13 protein-coding genes and 1 riboswitch are annotated in these 15024 nt (G+C 73.3%); of the genes, 11 read left to right on the forward strand and 2 right to left on the reverse strand.

The genetic code is table 11. The features are described 5' to 3' along the window. Positions 1-72 precede the first annotated feature (72 nt). The 4 genes from AB1207_RS15940 to AB1207_RS15955 all read left to right on the forward strand — a co-directional run bounded on the left by AB1207_RS15940 (position 73) and on the right by AB1207_RS15955 (position 2041). Positions 73-231 carry a hypothetical protein gene (locus AB1207_RS15940; protein WP_367639378.1) on the forward strand — a complete coding sequence of 53 codons (159 nt, stop codon included), beginning with the start codon at positions 73-75 and terminating at the stop codon, positions 229-231. 112 nt (positions 232-343) lie between these two features. After that, complete coding sequence (locus AB1207_RS15945; RefSeq protein ID WP_367639379.1) at positions 344-982, forward strand: thioredoxin-like domain-containing protein; 639 nt, start codon at positions 344-346, stop codon at positions 980-982. After that, complete coding sequence (locus tag AB1207_RS15950) at positions 949-1623, forward strand: DUF305 domain-containing protein (protein WP_367639380.1); 675 nt, start codon at positions 949-951, stop codon at positions 1621-1623. The genes AB1207_RS15945 and AB1207_RS15950 overlap by 34 nt, the downstream gene beginning before the upstream one ends. A 10-nt stretch (positions 1624-1633) precedes the next feature. Continuing rightward, complete coding sequence (locus tag AB1207_RS15955) at positions 1634-2041, forward strand: (deoxy)nucleoside triphosphate pyrophosphohydrolase (protein WP_367639381.1); 408 nt, start codon at positions 1634-1636, stop codon at positions 2039-2041. 100 nt (positions 2042-2141) lie between these two features. Here the strand turns inward: AB1207_RS15955 and AB1207_RS15960 are convergent, their stop codons facing one another. Then, entirely contained in the window at positions 2142-3839 is a 1698-nt protein-coding gene (locus AB1207_RS15960) for a BCCT family transporter (protein WP_367639382.1), read from the reverse strand. Positions 3840-4091: 252 nt separating this feature from the next. Between AB1207_RS15960 and typA the strand changes: the two genes are divergently transcribed. The 4 genes from typA (at position 4092) to AB1207_RS15980 (ending at position 10948) form a co-directional block, all read left to right on the forward strand. Beyond that, positions 4092-5984 (forward strand): translational GTPase TypA, encoded by a 1893-nt coding sequence (gene typA / locus AB1207_RS15965; RefSeq protein ID WP_367639383.1) that lies wholly within the window; start codon positions 4092-4094, stop codon positions 5982-5984. Positions 5985-6101: 117 nt separating this feature from the next. Continuing rightward, positions 6102-7169, forward strand: a complete 1068-nt coding sequence (mshB, locus tag AB1207_RS15970; protein ID WP_367639384.1) for an N-acetyl-1-D-myo-inositol-2-amino-2-deoxy-alpha-D-glucopyranoside deacetylase — start codon at positions 6102-6104, stop codon at positions 7167-7169. 179 nt (positions 7170-7348) lie between these two features. Beyond that, on the forward strand, positions 7349-9316 hold the full coding sequence (locus tag AB1207_RS15975; protein ID WP_367639385.1) for an AAA family ATPase: 1968 nt from the start codon (positions 7349-7351) through the stop codon (positions 9314-9316). A gap of 204 nt (positions 9317-9520) precedes the next feature. Beyond that, positions 9521-9632: riboswitch (SAM riboswitch) on the forward strand. A 53-nt stretch (positions 9633-9685) separates the two neighbouring features. Further along, a complete protein-coding gene (locus AB1207_RS15980) occupies positions 9686-10948 on the forward strand; it encodes an acyl-CoA dehydrogenase family protein (RefSeq protein WP_367639386.1) in 1263 nt (420 codons plus the stop codon). A gap of 92 nt (positions 10949-11040) precedes the next feature. Here AB1207_RS15980 and AB1207_RS15985 read toward each other — a convergent pair whose 3' ends face one another. Further along, on the reverse strand, positions 11041-12057 hold the full coding sequence (locus tag AB1207_RS15985) for a GNAT family N-acetyltransferase (protein ID WP_367639387.1): 1017 nt from the start codon (positions 12055-12057) through the stop codon (positions 11041-11043). A 98-nt stretch (positions 12058-12155) separates the two neighbouring features. Between AB1207_RS15985 and fdxA the strand changes: the two genes are divergently transcribed. The 3 genes from fdxA (at position 12156) to AB1207_RS16000 (ending at position 15023) form a co-directional block, all read left to right on the forward strand. Continuing rightward, positions 12156-12482 (forward strand): ferredoxin, encoded by a 327-nt coding sequence (gene fdxA, locus AB1207_RS15990; protein ID WP_367639388.1) that lies wholly within the window; start codon positions 12156-12158, stop codon positions 12480-12482. Between the two features lies 1 nt (position 12483). Continuing rightward, positions 12484-13665 carry a succinyldiaminopimelate transaminase gene (gene dapC, locus AB1207_RS15995; protein WP_367639389.1) on the forward strand — a complete coding sequence of 394 codons (1182 nt, stop codon included), beginning with the start codon at positions 12484-12486 and terminating at the stop codon, positions 13663-13665. A gap of 71 nt (positions 13666-13736) precedes the next feature. Beyond that, a complete protein-coding gene (locus AB1207_RS16000; protein ID WP_367639390.1) occupies positions 13737-15023 on the forward strand; it encodes a citrate synthase in 1287 nt (428 codons plus the stop codon). Position 15024: the final 1 nt, after the last annotated feature.

The following is a 15024-nucleotide window of genomic DNA, read 5'->3' on the forward strand; positions in this document are numbered from 1 at the left end:
GGCTCCTGGGAATCACCCCAGGAGCCGCCCGAGGGGCTGTGCCGCAGCGCCTTCGGGGTCTACGGTGGTCCGATGCACTACATCGCTGTGGTCGTGCTCGCCGTCGTCGTCGGCATCGCGGTCGTCTACTGGCGGACCAGTCCGCGCCACCGGGTGGCCGCCGTCGCCCGCGGTGACCACGGGGACCGCGCCCGGCGCGCCCGGGAGGCGGCCCGACGCCACGAGGTGTGACGATCCTCACCCACCGTGAGCAGTGCCGGGGTGAACGATCCCGTCGCCCGCGACGTTGACTCGATGACGCCACGAGGTCCCACGTGGCGCCACCACGGGAAGGACCAGCACGTTGAGCCAGACGCCGTCCCCGGCGCCCCAGCCCTCCAAGGACCGCTCCGACCGGGCCGCCCGCGTCGCGGCCATGAAGAAGGCGGAGAAGGCGCACGCCCGTCGGCGGCGGGTCCTGGTCGTGGCGATCCCGACCGTGGCGGCCCTCGCCGTGGCCGGCGGGGTGACCGCCGTCTTCCTCAACCGGCCGCAGCCGCCGTCGCTGGACGCGGTGAAGACCTTCGACTACCGGGGCGGGCAGCACGTCGAGACGCCGGTGACGTACACCGAGAACCCGCCCGTCGGCGGTGAGCACAACCCGGTGTGGCTGAACTGCGGGGTCTACGACGCGCCGGTGCCCAACGAGAACGCCGTGCACAGCATGGAGCACGGCGCCGTCTGGATCACCTACCGGCCGGACCTGCCGTCCGCCCAGGTGGACCAGCTGAAGTCCGACGTCCAGGGCGAGACGTACACCGTCCTGTCGCCCTACGAGGGGCTGCCCGCGCCCGTCGTCCTGTCCGCCTGGAACCACCAGCTCCAGCTGCAGTCGGCCGACGACCCGCGGGTCGACGCGTTCCTCGCCAAGTACGTGCAGGGGGCGCAGACGCCGGAGCCCGGGGCCCTGTGCTCCAACGGCACGGGGACGCCGACCGGCTGATGCGCGGCCTCACGGCCCGGCAGGTCCTCCTCGCGACGGCGGGTCTGCTCGTGGCCCTCGTCGCCGGCGTGCTCGTGGGCCGCGCACTGCCCGCCGCCCCGGGCGCGAACTCCGTCGACGTCGGCTTCTCCCGCGACATGGCGACCCACCACGGGCAGGCCGTCTCGATGGCGTACACCGCCCTCGCGAAGGCCCCGTCGTCGCAGGTCCGGCAGCTGGCCGTCGACATCGCCTCGACGCAGGGCAACCAGGCGGGCCGGATGCAGCAGCTGCTCCTGTCCTGGGACCAGCCCCTCTCCTCGGCCGGACGTCCCGTCATGGCGTGGATGGCCGGCACCGACCTGCACGCCCGGCACGAGGTGGAGCAGGCGCAGGGCCGGATCATGCCGGGCATGGCGACGGCGGCCGAGATGGCGCGGTTGAACGCCGAGGACGGTGAGGCGTTCGAGGTCGACTTCCTGCAGCTCATGCTGCGCCACCACGCCGGGGGGATCGAGATGGCGCAGTACGGCGCCGAGCACGCCACGACGGCGGAGGTCCGGGACCTCGCGGCGGCCATCGTGGCCAGCCAGGAGGCGGAGTCGCAGCTGCTGACGACGTACCTCACCGAGCGCGGAGCCGCCCCGCTCCCGGCGTCGTGAGGGGAGTGCGGTGAGGCTCGTCGTGGGTGCGGCCCTCGTCGACGACCTGAGCGCTCCGCGACGGCTGCTGGCCGCCCGGCGCAGCGCACCGCCGGCGCTCGCGGGGAAGTGGGAGCTGCCCGGGGGCAAGGTCGAGCCGGGGGAGACGCCGCAGGAGGCGTTGCACCGCGAGCTGGCCGAGGAGCTCGGGGTCGTCGTGCGGCTCGGGGACGAGGTCGTGCACCCGGACGGCGCGTGGCCCCTGACCCCCGACCTGGAGATGCGCGTGTGGTTCGGCGTGCTCGTGCGCGGGACGCCGGAACCCCTGCAGGACCACGACGAGCTGCGGTGGCTGGAGCGCGGGAGCTGGGCCGGCGTCGACTGGCTGCCCGGCGACGTGCCGCTCGTCGCGGCGATGGAGCGGCTCGCCCGGCCCTGACGGGCCGCCGCCCTGGACGCATCGTCGGCACCTCGCTCCCGTTCAACGGGAGCGAGGTGCCAACGATCGTCCCCCCGGGCGGTCGCCGGGGCCGCGCGGGTCAGCGGGAGGGTTCGGCGCCCGGGGCGGGCGGCGTGGCCTCGACGTGGGTCGGGACCGGGCTGTCCCAGTCGCTGTCGGCGGCCGTCACCTTCGGGTCGCGGCGGTCGCCGCGGCGGCGCTGGGGCGAGGTGATCTTCGGGTCGCGGGCGAGGTCCTTCACGAGCGCGACCGCCATGAGCGCCATGACCACGAGGAACGGGGCCGCGGCGATGATGGTGATGTCCTGCAGCGCTTCCAGACCGCCGGCGAAGAACAGCACGATGGCGACCAGACCCATGAGGCCGCCCCACAGCGCGACGAGCCACTTCTGCGGTTCGTCGACGCCGTAGGAGCTCAGCGAACCCATGACGATGCTCGAGGCGTCGGCGCCGGAGACGAAGAAGATCGCCACGAGCACGACGACGAGCACGGACGTGAACCCGGCCCACGGGAACTGCTGCAGGAACGTGAACATCTGCGACTCCTGGTTCGCGATGCCCGCGATGTCGGCGCCGCCGGCGCCGTCCACGAACTTGCGCTGCAGGTCGATCGCGGCGCCGCCGAGCACCGAGAACCACACCAGGCTGACGGCCGTCGGGACGAGCATGACGCCCACGATGAACTCACGGATGGTGCGGCCCTTGGAGATCTTGGCCAGGAAGGCCCCGACGAAGGGCGTCCACGACACCCACCACGCCCAGTAGAAGAGCGTCCAGGCGCTCAGCCAGTCGGTGCCGCCGAAGGCGCCCGTGCGGGTGGCCATCGTCGGCAGCGCGGCGAGGTAGTTGCCCGCCGAGGCCGGGATGAGGTTGAGCATGAAGACGGTCGGGCCGACCACGAAGAGGAAGAACAGCAGCGCCAGGGCCAGCACCATGTTGGTGTTGGACAGCCACTTGATGCCGCGCTCGATGCCGCTGATGGCCGAGACGATGAAGCAGACCGTCAGGACGGCGATGATGAGGACCTTGACCGTCGTGGAGTTGGCGATGCCGAAGACCTCGGTGAGGCCGCCGTTCATCTGCGCCGCGCCCAGGCCGAGGCTGACCGCCGAGCCGAACAGCGTCGCGAAGATCGCGAAGACGTCGATGACGCGCGCCGCGCTCTTGCCGCGGCGGCCGCGCAGCAGGGGGGCGAAGGCCGCCGAGAAGCCGCCCGCGCGCTCCTTGCGGTAGCTGGAGTACGCCAGGGCGAGCCCGACGACGGCGTAGATCGCCCACGGGTGCAGGCCCCAGTGGAAGAGCGAGTAGTTCATCGCCTCGGTGGCGGCGGCCTGCGAGCCGGGGGTCTGGTCGTTCTGCGGGACCGTCATGAGGTGGGTCACGGGCTCGGTCACGCCGTAGAACATCAGGCCGATGCCCATGCCGGCGGAGAACATCATCGCGATCCACGACGCCCGCGAGTGCTCGGGGCGGTCCTCGTCGCGGCCGAGGCGGATGCGGCCGAAGCGGCTGAAGGCCAGGACGAGGGCGAGGACGACGAAGCCCGTCGCCCCCAGCACGAAGGCCCAGCCGAAGTCGCCGACGACGACCTGCAGGACGGCGTCCGCGCCGGACTTCAGCTGGGTCGGCCAGACGGCGCCGACGATCAGGAAGAGGACCACCACGCCCGCGGCGACCGCGAACGTCCGCTTGTCGACGGGTGGACGTCCGGCTGCTCCGGCGGGGCCGGGTGAGGGGGTGGACGACGTGCCGGTTCGGTGCTCAGGCGGTGCGGACATGAGGGCGAGGGTGGCACGGAATGGCTCGTCCGGGCCACCCGGCGATGATCAGAACGGACTACCGGACGAGCGTTTCCGCAGGTCAGAGGGTCGTTCAAGAGTGAAGGACCGCGCGCCCGTCCCGGGGGCCGGAGGGCGCGGATAGACTGTGGTGTCAACCCCTCCCGGCCCGGCCGCGCTCTCGACTGCGCAGCGGGGTGGAGCCCGTCGCGGAGCCGACGACCAGACCACGAGAAGCGGATCGAGAACCTGATGCCCCTGAGCACCCGCGAGGACCTGCGCAACGTCGCGATCGTCGCCCACGTCGACCACGGCAAGACGACGCTCGTCGACGCGATGCTCTGGCAGTCCGGCGCGTTCCGCGCGGGCTCCGACGTCGCCGACCGCGTCATGGACTCCGGCGACCTCGAGCGCGAGAAGGGCATCACCATCCTCGCGAAGAACACCTCGGTCCGGTACGCCGGCCCCGGTGCTCCCGAGGGCGGCATGACCATCAACATCATCGACACCCCCGGCCACGCCGACTTCGGTGGTGAGGTCGAGCGCGGCCTGTCCATGGTCGACGGCGTCGTCCTGCTCGTCGACGCCTCCGAGGGCCCGCTGCCGCAGACCCGCTTCGTGCTGCGCAAGGCGCTCGCGGCCGGCATGCCCGTCGTCATCCTCGTCAACAAGGTCGACCGCCCCGACGCGCGCATCGCCGCCGTCGTGGAGGAGACGTACGACCTCCTGCTCGACCTGGCCGCCGACGTCGAGGGCATCGACGCCGACAAGCTGCTCGAGGTCCCCGTGGTCTACGCCTCGGCCAAGAACGGCCGTGCGTCCCTGACCCAGCCCGAGGACGGCGGCCTGCCGGACTCCGAGGACCTCGTCCCGCTGTTCCAGACGATCCTCGACACCATCCCGGCGCCGACGTACGACCCCGAGACGCCGCTGCAGGCGCACGTCACCAACCTCGACGCCTCCCCGTTCCTCGGCCGCCTCGCGCTGCTGCGCGTGTTCTCCGGTGAGCTCGTCAAGGGCCAGACCGTCGCGTGGTGCAAGCACGACGGGTCCATGGAGCGCGTGCGCATCACCGAGCTGCTCGTCACCGAGGCCGTCAGCCGCGTGCCCGGCGAGAAGGCCGGCCCCGGCGACATCGTCGCGGTCGCCGGGATCGAGGGCATCACCATCGGCGAGACCCTCGCCGACCCCGAGGACCCGCGCCCGCTGCCGCTCATCACCGTCGACGAGCCCGCCATCTCGATGGTCATCGGCACCAACACCTCGCCGCTGGCCGGCCGGGTCAAGGGCTCGAAGGTCACCGCGCGCCTGGTCAAGGACCGCCTCGAGTCCGAGCTCGTCGGCAACGTGTCCATCCGCGTCCTGCCCACCGAGCGCCCCGACGCCTGGGAGGTCCAGGGCCGCGGTGAGCTGGCGCTGGCGATCCTCGTCGAGCAGATGCGCCGCGAGGGCTACGAGCTGACCGTCGGCAAGCCGCAGGTCGTCCTGCGCAAGGACGAGAACGGCAAGACGCTCGAGCCCTTCGAGAACCTGACGATCGACTCCCCCGAGGAGTACCTGGGGCCGATCACCCAGCTCCTCGCCGCCCGCAAGGGCCGCATGGAGACGATGACGAACCACGGCACCGGCTGGGTGCGCATGGAGTTCTACGTCCCCTCCCGCGGGCTCATCGGCTTCCGCACCGAGTTCCTCACCGACACCCGCGGCACCGGCATCGCGCACGCGCTGTTCGCGCAGTACGACCACTGGGCCGGCGAGATCCGCACCCGCCAGTCCGGCTCGCTCGTCGCCGACCGCGCCGGTGTCGCCACTGCGTTCGCGATGACGAACCTGCAGGAGCGCGGCCAGATGTTCATCGAGCCCACCTCCGAGGTGTACGAGGGCATGATCGTCGGGGAGAACTCCCGCGCCGACGACATGGACGTCAACATCACCAAGGAGAAGAAGCTCACCAACATGCGCTCGTCGACGTCCGACGAGTTCGAGCGCCTCATCCCGCCGCGCCACCTGTCCCTCGAGCAGTGCCTGGAGTTCTGCCGCGAGGACGAGTGCGTCGAGGTGACGCCGGAGGCCGTGCGCATCCGCAAGGTCGAGCTGGACCAGACCCAGCGCGCTCGCGCCACGTCCAAGGCCAAGCGCAGCTGACGCCCTGACGCCTCCGCAGAGCCCCGCGAGCCCCGTGCTCGCGGGGCTCTGCGCGTTCGGGGCTGCGGCGCGGCGGGTGTGATCGCGGGCGGGGGGCTACCGGGCCAGGATGGGGACATGACGACGACACCTCCCGAACGGCCCGACGACGCCGGGGCGGCGGTGGCGGGGCGCGACCCGCTGGAGATCGCGGCGGACGTCGTCGAGGACGCGCTGGGGGAGCTCGACCCCGAGGCGCTCGCGGCGATGGACGCCCTGGACCAGCCCCGGCGCATCCTCCTCGTCCACGCGCACCCGGACGACGAGACGATCGGCACCGGCGCGACGATGGCGCGCTACGCCGAGGCGGGAGCGAGCGTCACGCTGCTCACGGCCACCCGCGGGGAGCTGGGGGAGGTCATCCCGGCCGAGCTCGCCCACCTGGACCCCGACGCCCTGGGGGAGCACCGCACGCACGAGCTGGCGACGGCGATGGAGGCCCTCGGGGTCACCGACCACCGCTTCCTGACGCGTCCCGACGGCTCGGGGTACCGGGACTCGGGCATGGTCTGGCTCGCGCCGGGGCAGGCCGCGTCGACGACGGTGGACGGCGGGGAGGTCGACCCGCGGGCGCTCACGGCGGCCGACCCCGACGAGGTCGCCGCGCAGGTCGCGGCCGTCGTGCGCGAGGTGCGTCCGCAGGTCGTCGTCACCTACGAACCGGGCGGCGGGTACGGCCACCCCGACCACGTCCGGGTGCACGAGGCCACCGTGCGCGCCCTGGTGCTGGCGGCGGGTGACCAGCACGACGGGACGGTGCCGTGGCAGGTCGCGAAGGTCTACGAGATCGTCCAGCCCGAGTCGGCCGTCCGGGTGGCGTTGCGCGCCCTCGCCGGGACCGGGGCCGCGGGCGCCGGGGACCCCGACGGGACGCTGCCGAGCGTCGTCGTGCCCGACGGGGAGGTCACGACGGTGGTCGACGGCACGGGACAGCTGCCCGCCAAGCTCGCCGCGCTGCGCGCCCACGCCACCCAGGTCGAGCTCGACCTCGACGCCGACGTGCCCGTCATGCGCCTGTCCAACGGTGTGCCGCAACCGGTCTGGCCGACCGAGCACTTCCGCCTGCGGCACGGCGTGGCCTCGGGGCCGTTCGACGCCGACGGTCGGGAGACGGACCTGTTCGCCGGCGTCGCCCCCGCGGAGTGACGCGGCGCTAGCACACCGCGGCGTCGTGCGCCGGGTGATCGGTTCGACACGTTCCGTTGCTCCGGGCGGGTGAACGCGATCGTCCGAACGCGTCACGGTGGGTGGCCGTGCGTGAGGGGCCGGGGTTGGCTGGACCCACGTCCGGAACCCGCCGGGCGTGATCCGAGGAGGAGCGGCCCGTGGCCCACGTCCTGCGCGCCCCCGACGCCCGGCGCACGTCCGAGCAGCCCGCCCGTCACGGCGCACCCCGCGCCGGCCGCGACAGCGCCGACGTCGGCCGGCTGCGCGAGCGCAACCGCCGCCGCCGCACCCGGACGCTGCTGCTCGTCGTGCTCGCCGCGCTGCTCGTCCTCGACGTCCGCCTGGCCACCGGCGGGTCCCTCGTCCCGGACCTGCCGGCCGTCGACCCCCTGTACCTCATGATCGGCGTCTTCTTCGCCTTCATGATCGCGCTGATGCTCGGCCAGACCCTCGTCTCCGGGCGCTCGCCGCACGTCGTGTACCGGCCCGAGCAGATCGACGTCTCCCTCGACGACGTCAAGGGCCTGGACCCCGTCAAGGAGGACGTCGAGCGCAGCCTCGACCTGTTCCTCGGCTCGCGCACCTTCCGCAGCCGCATGGGCGGCCGTCCGCGCCGCGGCCTCCTCTTCGAGGGCTCGCCGGGCACGGGCAAGACGCACATGGCCAAGGCCATGGCGCGCGAGGCGGGCGTCCCGTTCCTCTTCGTCTCCGCGACCAGCTTCCAGTCCATGTGGTACGGCGCGACGGCCCGCAAGGTGCGCTCCTACTTCAAGGCCCTGCGCAAGGCCGCCCGCCGCGAGGGCGGCGCCATCGGGTTCATCGAGGAGATCGACGCGATCGCCGGTGCCCGCGGCGGCATGAGCTCGATGACCGCCGCCACGACCGCGAGCGTCATGGGCTGCGGTGGCCTCACCAACCTGCCCATGTCCCTGCCGGGTACCGCTCCCGCGACGGGACACGCTGCGCTGCAGACCGAACGGCTCGCCTCCAGCGAGGGTGCCAGCGGCGTCGTCAACGAGCTGCTCGTGCAGATGCAGTCCTTCGACGAGCCCACGACGTCCGAGCGCCTGCACGGCTGGTTCGTCGACACGGTGAACCGGTTCCTGCCCGCCGACCGCCGGCTCCAGCGTCCCGTCGGCGAACCCGTCGAGGTCCTGATCATCGCCGCGACCAACCGCGCCGACGCCCTCGACCCGGCGCTGCTGCGCCCCGGCCGCTTCGACCGCCGCATGACCTTCGGTCTGCCGGACAAGGCCGGTCGCCGGCAGCTCGTCGACCACTTCCTGGCCCGCAAGGCCCACGAGGCGCCCCTCGACGAGGCCGAGCGCCGCGACGCCCTGGCCGGCATCACCAACGGCTACTCGCCGGTGATGATCGAGAACCTGCTCGACGAGGCCCTCGTCAACGCGGTCCGCCGCGGCGGCGACGGCATGAGCTGGGCCGACGTCGAGCACGCCCGGCTCGTCACCGAGGTCGGCCTCGGCCAGCCGGTCGCCTACACCGACCACGAGGCGCGCCTCATCGCGACCCACGAGGCCGGGCACGCCGCCGTCGCGTGGCTCGTCGCGCCGCAGCGGCGCCTGGAGATCCTCACGATCGTCAAGCGCGCCAGCGCCCTCGGGCTGCTCGCCCACGGTGACGCCGAGGACGTCTACACCCGCTCGCGCACCGAGCTGGCCGGCATGATCAAGATCGCCTTCGGGGGGCAGGTGGCCGAGGAGCTGTTCTTCGGCGACGTCTCCACCGGTCCGGCCGGCGACCTGCAGTCGGCGACGTCGGTCGCCGCCCAGATGGTCGGCTCCGCGGGCATGGCGGGCACGCTCGTGTCCTTCGCCGCCGTCCAGCAGGGCGCCTTCGCCGACGGCAACCTCGTCTCCCGCGTCCTGGGCGACTCCGAGGGCCGCCGCCTGGTGGAGAACCTGCTGCGCGAGCAGAAGGAGGCCGTCCGCGAGCTGCTCGGTCGCCACCGCCACCTCGTCGAGGCGCTGCGCGACGCGCTGCTGGAGCGCCACGAGCTCATCGGCCACGAGATCACCGACGTGCTCCAGGCCGCGCAGGCCGAGCACGCGTCGGCTGCCCCGCAGCGGGTCATCGACCTGCGCGACCCCGCCGACCGGCGGATCTGAAGGCTCGTCGCGACCGGGACCCGGAGGGGAGTCCCGGTCGCGACGCAGGACCTCGCGACGGCACCGGAGCCGGGGGGCTGAGCTCCGGGGGGCGGTCGTCGCGAGTGGGGCACGGGAGCGGGGCACCCCGGGGGGCTGGGGTGCACCGCTCCCGTTCGGCCGTGCGCTTGAACCGGACCGGCAGGGTCTGGTTTCCTGCTCCCAGGTCATGAGCGCCAGCGCGAAGCCCCGGCTCGCTGGCCGGCAACCCTCCTCGTCGTGGGGTGCCCCGGGTGACGACCTGACCCTGGTGCTCCGGCACGGGTAAGGACGAACGGTCCCCGCGCCGCCGGCCCCCCGCCCGGGCCCTCCGCGACCGAGGAGACCCCGTTGACCAGCGACACGCTGACCGCCACCACCCAGTCCGCCGCCGAGCGCTTCGCCCCGCTCTTCGCCCGGTTCGCCGAGGGCGTCGTCGCCCGCGAGCAGGACCACGAGCTGCCGCGCGCGCAGGTGCGCGACCTCCTCGAGGCCGGGTTCGGCCGGCTGCGGGTGCCCGTCGCCGAGGGCGGGGAGGGGCTGGACCTCGTCGAGTTCGCCGACCTCCTCGTCGACCTGGCGGCCGCGGACTCCGCTCTGCCGCAGGTGTTCCGCGGGCACATCGCCTGGGTCGAGCAGGTGCTGAGCCTGCCGGCGGGGGAGTACCGGTCGCGCTGGGTCGAGCGCGTCGTCGCCGGTGAGCTCGTCGGCAACGCGTGGAGCGAGGTCGGGGACGGCGTCACGGGCCGGCAGCAGACGGTCGTGACCACCCGCGACGGGCGCACCAGCGTCAGCGGCCGCAAGTACTACACGACCGGCACGATCTTCGCGGACTGGACCGACGCCACCGCCCGCCGCGAGCTCCCGGACGGCTCCTTCGAGACCGTGACCGTCCTCGTGCCGGTCCACGCCGAGGGCGCGAGCGTCTCCGACGACTGGGACGGGTTCGGGCAGCAGCTCACCGGCACCGGCACCCTCGTCCTGGACGACGTCGAGGTGGACGCCGCCGACGTCGCCCCGTTCACCGACCGGTTCCGCTACCAGACGGCGCTCTACCAGCTCGTCCTGCTCGCGGTGCACGCCGGCATCGCCGCCGCCGTCGAGCGCGACACCGGCGCACAGGTGCGCGGCCGCACCCGCAGCTACACCCACGGCCTCGCCCCGCTCGTCCGGAACGACGCCCAGGTGCTGTCGGTCGTGGGGGAGATCTCCGCGACCGCCTTCACGGCCCGCGCCCTCGTCCGCGCTGCGGCGCAGGCCGTCCAGGGGGCCGCCGACACCGCGCACCTGCCCGGCACGGACGCCGACCGCGAGGCCAACGTGCTGGCCGAGATCCGCACGGCGCAGGCCCAGGTCGTCCTGTCCGAGACCGTCCCGCGCGCCGCGACGCTGCTCTTCAACACGCTCGGCGCGTCCGGCACGTCCCGCGCCAAGGACCTCGACCGGCACTGGCGCAACGCACGCACGGTCGCCTCGCACAACCCGGTGGTCTACAAGCAGCGCATCGTGGGGGACTGGTCGGTCAACGGCACCGAGCCGCCCTTCGTCTGGGACATCGGCACCCACGCGTCCGTGGACGCCGCGGCGGTGCGGTCGCAGGAGACGGGTCGGTAGTCCGGTGGCGAACGGGATGTCTGCACGCCGGGCCCCGAAAAGCGTCTTCTGAGCGCTTTCCCGGTCCGACGTGCAGACATCCCGTTCGCTCGTCAGCGCTGCGGCGCGACCCGGTAGTGGTAGGCGTGGTGGACGGTGAACCCGACGCCCGCGTACAGCGCCCGCGCGGCCGCGTTGTCGCCCTGCACCTGCAGGTAGGTCGACGCGGCGCCGCGCGAGCGGGCCCAGTCCGCGACCTCGGCCAGCACCCGCCGGCCGAGGCCGCGGCGCCGGTGCGAGGGGAGCGTCTCCACGGCCGTCACCCCGGCCCAGCCGGGGGACAGGGACCCGCGGGCGATCGCCACCGTCGTCCCGCCGTCCGTCCCGGTGTCGACGATCCGCACGAACACCTGCTCGTCGGCCGAGACGAGGATGCGGCGTCCGGCCGGCGGCACCGTCGGCAGCCCCTGGTAGTGGTACCGCTCGAGCCAGGCGTCGTCCGGCTCGGCGGACGTCTCGACGCGCAGGCCCGCGGGCAGCGGGACCTCCGCGGCACCGGGCAGGTCGTCGGTCGCGGCGGTCAGCACGACCGTCGGCGTCCGGACGGTCCAGCCGGTCGCGGCCAGCAGGTCGACGAGCGCGGTGCCCTCGCCCAGCCCGCCGTCGGGGTGGGCGACGGCCACGAGCGGCTGCAGCCCGCGGGCGGTGTGGAAGTCCACGACGGCGGCGACCGCCTCGCGCAGCGGCAGGCCCGGGTCCCCGAGCGCCAGGGCCGAGTTGGCCCGGCCCGTGAACCCCTCGCTCGCCCGCAGGCGCCAGCCGCCGAGGTCGACGCGCTCCAGCGGGCGCCAGTGCTCGGCCATGACGCGTTCGAGGTCCTCGGTCCCGACCGCGGTGTGCGGCGGGCCCTTGCGCGCCGGCGGCGGGGGTACGGGCTTGGCGGCCAGCACGTCCGCGCGGGCCACGACGACCTCCCCGCGCCGGGTGGCGATGCGCAGGGTCTCCCCGTCGTCGGCGAGCAGGTCCCCGAGGGCGTCGGTGGCCGAGCCGTCGGGCAGCCGGTGGCGCACGACGACGCGCCCGCCGACGGTCAGCGGGCGGACGAGCGCATCGGGCGTGGGGTCGGTCACTGCTCTCCCGGGGTGGTGCGTGTGCGGTGTGCCGCAGGCGTCGGCGATACTACGGAGGGCGTCCCGGCCGCCCGCCCGCCGGAGGAGGAGGACATCCCGTGACCTACGTCATCGCGCAACCCTGCGTCGACGTCAAGGACAAGGCCTGCATCGAAGAGTGCCCCGTGGACTGCATCTACGAGGGCAAGCGGTCGCTCTACATCCACCCGGACGAGTGCGTCGACTGCGGTGCCTGCGAGCCGGTCTGCCCCGTCGAGGCCATCTACTACGAGGACGACGTCCCCGAGCAGTGGTCGGCCTTCACGGCGGCCAACGTCGAGTTCTTCGACACCGTCGGCTCGCCCGGCGGCGCCGCCAAGATGGGCGTCATCGACACCGACCACGCGGTCGTCACCGCGCTGCCCCCGCAGGCCGAGGGCCACTGACGTGAGTGCGCCGACCCGCCACGAGCCGGTGACCGGGGCCCGCGGCCGGGTCGGCGCCTCGCTCCCCGACTTCCCCTGGGACTCCCTCGCGGGCGCCAAGGCCCGCGCCCGGTCCCACCCCGACGGGATCGTCGACCTGTCGGTCGGCACCCCCGTCGACCCGACCCCCGCCGTCGTCGCCGACGCCCTGCGCTCGGCCGCCGACGCCCCCGGCTACCCCCAGACGCACGGCACCGCGCCCCTGCGCGAGGCCGTCGCGGCCTGGTTCGCCCGCCGCCGCGGCGTCCCCGGCCTCGACCCGGACGGCGTCCTGCCCACGGTCGGCTCCAAGGAGCTGGTGGCCTGGCTGCCGTTCCTGCTCGGCGTGGGCGCGGGCGACACCGTCGCCCACCCCGCGGTGGCCTACCCGACGTACGACGTGGGGGCCCGGCTGGCCCGCGCGACGCCGCTGGGGGCGGACACCGTGGAGGAGCTGCAGACCGCCTGGGACGGCGGTGCGCGCATCCGGCTGCTGTGGCTGAACTCCCCGTCGAACCCGACCGGCGCGGTCCGGACGGTCGCCGAGCTCGCGGCCCTGGTGGCCTGGGCGCGCGAGCACGACGTCGTCGTCGCCTCCGACGAGTGCTACGCCGAGCTGGGCTGGTCCCCGGCCCACGACACGACGGCCGGGGGGCTCGTCGCCTCTGTCCTGGACCCGCGCGTGTGTGGGAACGATCACACCGGACTGCTCGTCGCGTACTCGACGTCCAAGCAGTCGAACCTCGCCGGGTACCGGGCCGCGTTCCTCGCCGGCGACCCGGCCCTGGTCGCCGAGCTCCTGGAGGTGCGCAAGCACGCCGGGATGATCGTCCCGTGGCCCGTGCAGGTGGCCCTGCAGGCCGCCCTGAGCGACGACGAGCACGTCGCCGCGCAGCGCGAGGTCTACCGCGCGCGGCGCGAGGTGCTGCGGAAGGCGTTGCAGGGCGCCGGTTTCCGCATCGACGCGAGCGAGGCCGGGCTCTACCTGTGGAGCACCCGGGACGAGCCGGCGCGCACGACCGTCGACCTGCTGGCCGACCGCGGGATCCTCGTCGCCCCCGGCGACTTCTACGGCCCGCCCGGGGCGCGGCACGTCCGCGTGGCCCTCACGGCGACCGACGAACGGGTGGCCCGCGTGGGGGACCGGCTGGCCGACCTGGCGTGACCGTCCGCCCGTCTTCCACCGGTGGCGGACCTGTGTCGCGGGTGGACGATCGGGGCGGGTACGGTCGCGACATGGCTGACTCCGTGACGCTGAAGCACGCCGGTGGGGAACTGGACCTCCCCGTGTCCCCTGCCACCGAGGGCGCCGCCGGCTTCGGCATCGGCAGCCTGCTGAAGGAGACCGGGCTGGTCACCCTCGACGCGGGCTTCACGAACACCGCCTCGTGCGCCAGCTCGATCACCTACATCGACGGCGACGAGGGGATCCTGCGCTACCGCGGGTACCCCATCGAGCAGCTGGCCGAGGGGTCGACGTTCGTCGAGACGAGCTTCCTGCTCATCCACGGCCACCTGCCGTCGGAGTCCGAGCTGGCCGACTTCACGGCGCGCATCCAGCGCCACACGCTGCTGCACGAGGACCTGAAGCGGTTCTTCGACGGTTTCCCCCGCGACGCGCACCCGATGCCCGTCCTGTCCAGCGCCGTCAGCGCGCTGTCGACGTTCTACCCGAACTCCCTCAACCCGTTCGACGCCGAGCAGGTCGAGCTGTCCACCGTCCGGCTGCTGGCCAAGCTGCCGACGATCGCTGCGTACGCGCACCGCAAGTCGCTGGGCCAGCCGCTGCTCTACCCGGACAACCGGCTCGGCCTGGTGGAGAACTTCACCCGGCTCGCGTTCGGGAACCCGGCCGAGGACTACGAGCTCGACCCGGTCCTCGTCCGCGCCCTCGACCAGCTCCTCATCCTGCACGCCGACCACGAGCAGAACTGCTCGACCTCCACGGTGCGGCTCGTCGGCTCGGGCCAGGCCAACCTCTTCGCCTCCGTCTCGGCCGGCATCCACGCGCTGTCCGGTCCGCTGCACGGCGGGGCGAACTCGGCCGTCCTCGACATGCTCGAGACCATCAAGAACTCCGACGACGACGTGGACACGTTCATGACCAAGGTCAAGAACAAGGAGAAGGGCGTGCGCCTGATGGGCTTCGGCCACCGGGTGTACAAGAACTACGACCCGCGCGCCGCCATCGTGAAGAAGACGGCGGACGAGGTCCTGTCCAAGCTCGGCAAGCGCGACGAACTCCTCGACATCGCCATGCGCCTGGAGGAGATCGCGCTGCACGACGAGTACTTCATCGAGCGCAAGCTCTACCCGAACGTGGACTTCTACACGGGCATCATCTACAAGGCGATGGGTTTCCCGACGAAGATGTTCACCGTCCTCTTCGCCCTCGGCCGCCTGCCCGGCTGGATCGCGCAGTGGCGCGAGATGATCAACGACCCGGCCACGAAGATCGGCCGCCCCCGCCAGGTGTACGTCGGCGAGGGCGCGCGCGACTACGTGCCGCTCGGGTCCCGCTGAC

The sequence above is a fragment of the Kineococcus endophyticus genome (assembly GCF_040796495.1).
GTDB lineage: Bacteria > Actinomycetota > Actinomycetes > Actinomycetales > Kineococcaceae > Kineococcus > Kineococcus endophyticus.

Excerpts from the sequence above, each read along its gene's own strand:
- AB1207_RS15940 (WP_367639378.1), top strand. The coding sequence starts at position 73 with ATGCACTACATCGCTGTGGTCGTGCTCGCCGTCGTCGTCGGCATCGCG.
- AB1207_RS15960 (WP_367639382.1), bottom strand. The coding sequence starts at position 3,839 with ATGTCCGCACCGCCTGAGCACCGAACCGGCACGTCGTCCACCCCCTCA.
- typA (WP_367639383.1), top strand. The coding sequence starts at position 4,092 with ATGCCCCTGAGCACCCGCGAGGACCTGCGCAACGTCGCGATCGTCGCC.
- mshB (WP_367639384.1), top strand. The coding sequence starts at position 6,102 with ATGACGACGACACCTCCCGAACGGCCCGACGACGCCGGGGCGGCGGTG.
- AB1207_RS16000 (WP_367639390.1), top strand. The coding sequence starts at position 13,737 with ATGGCTGACTCCGTGACGCTGAAGCACGCCGGTGGGGAACTGGACCTC.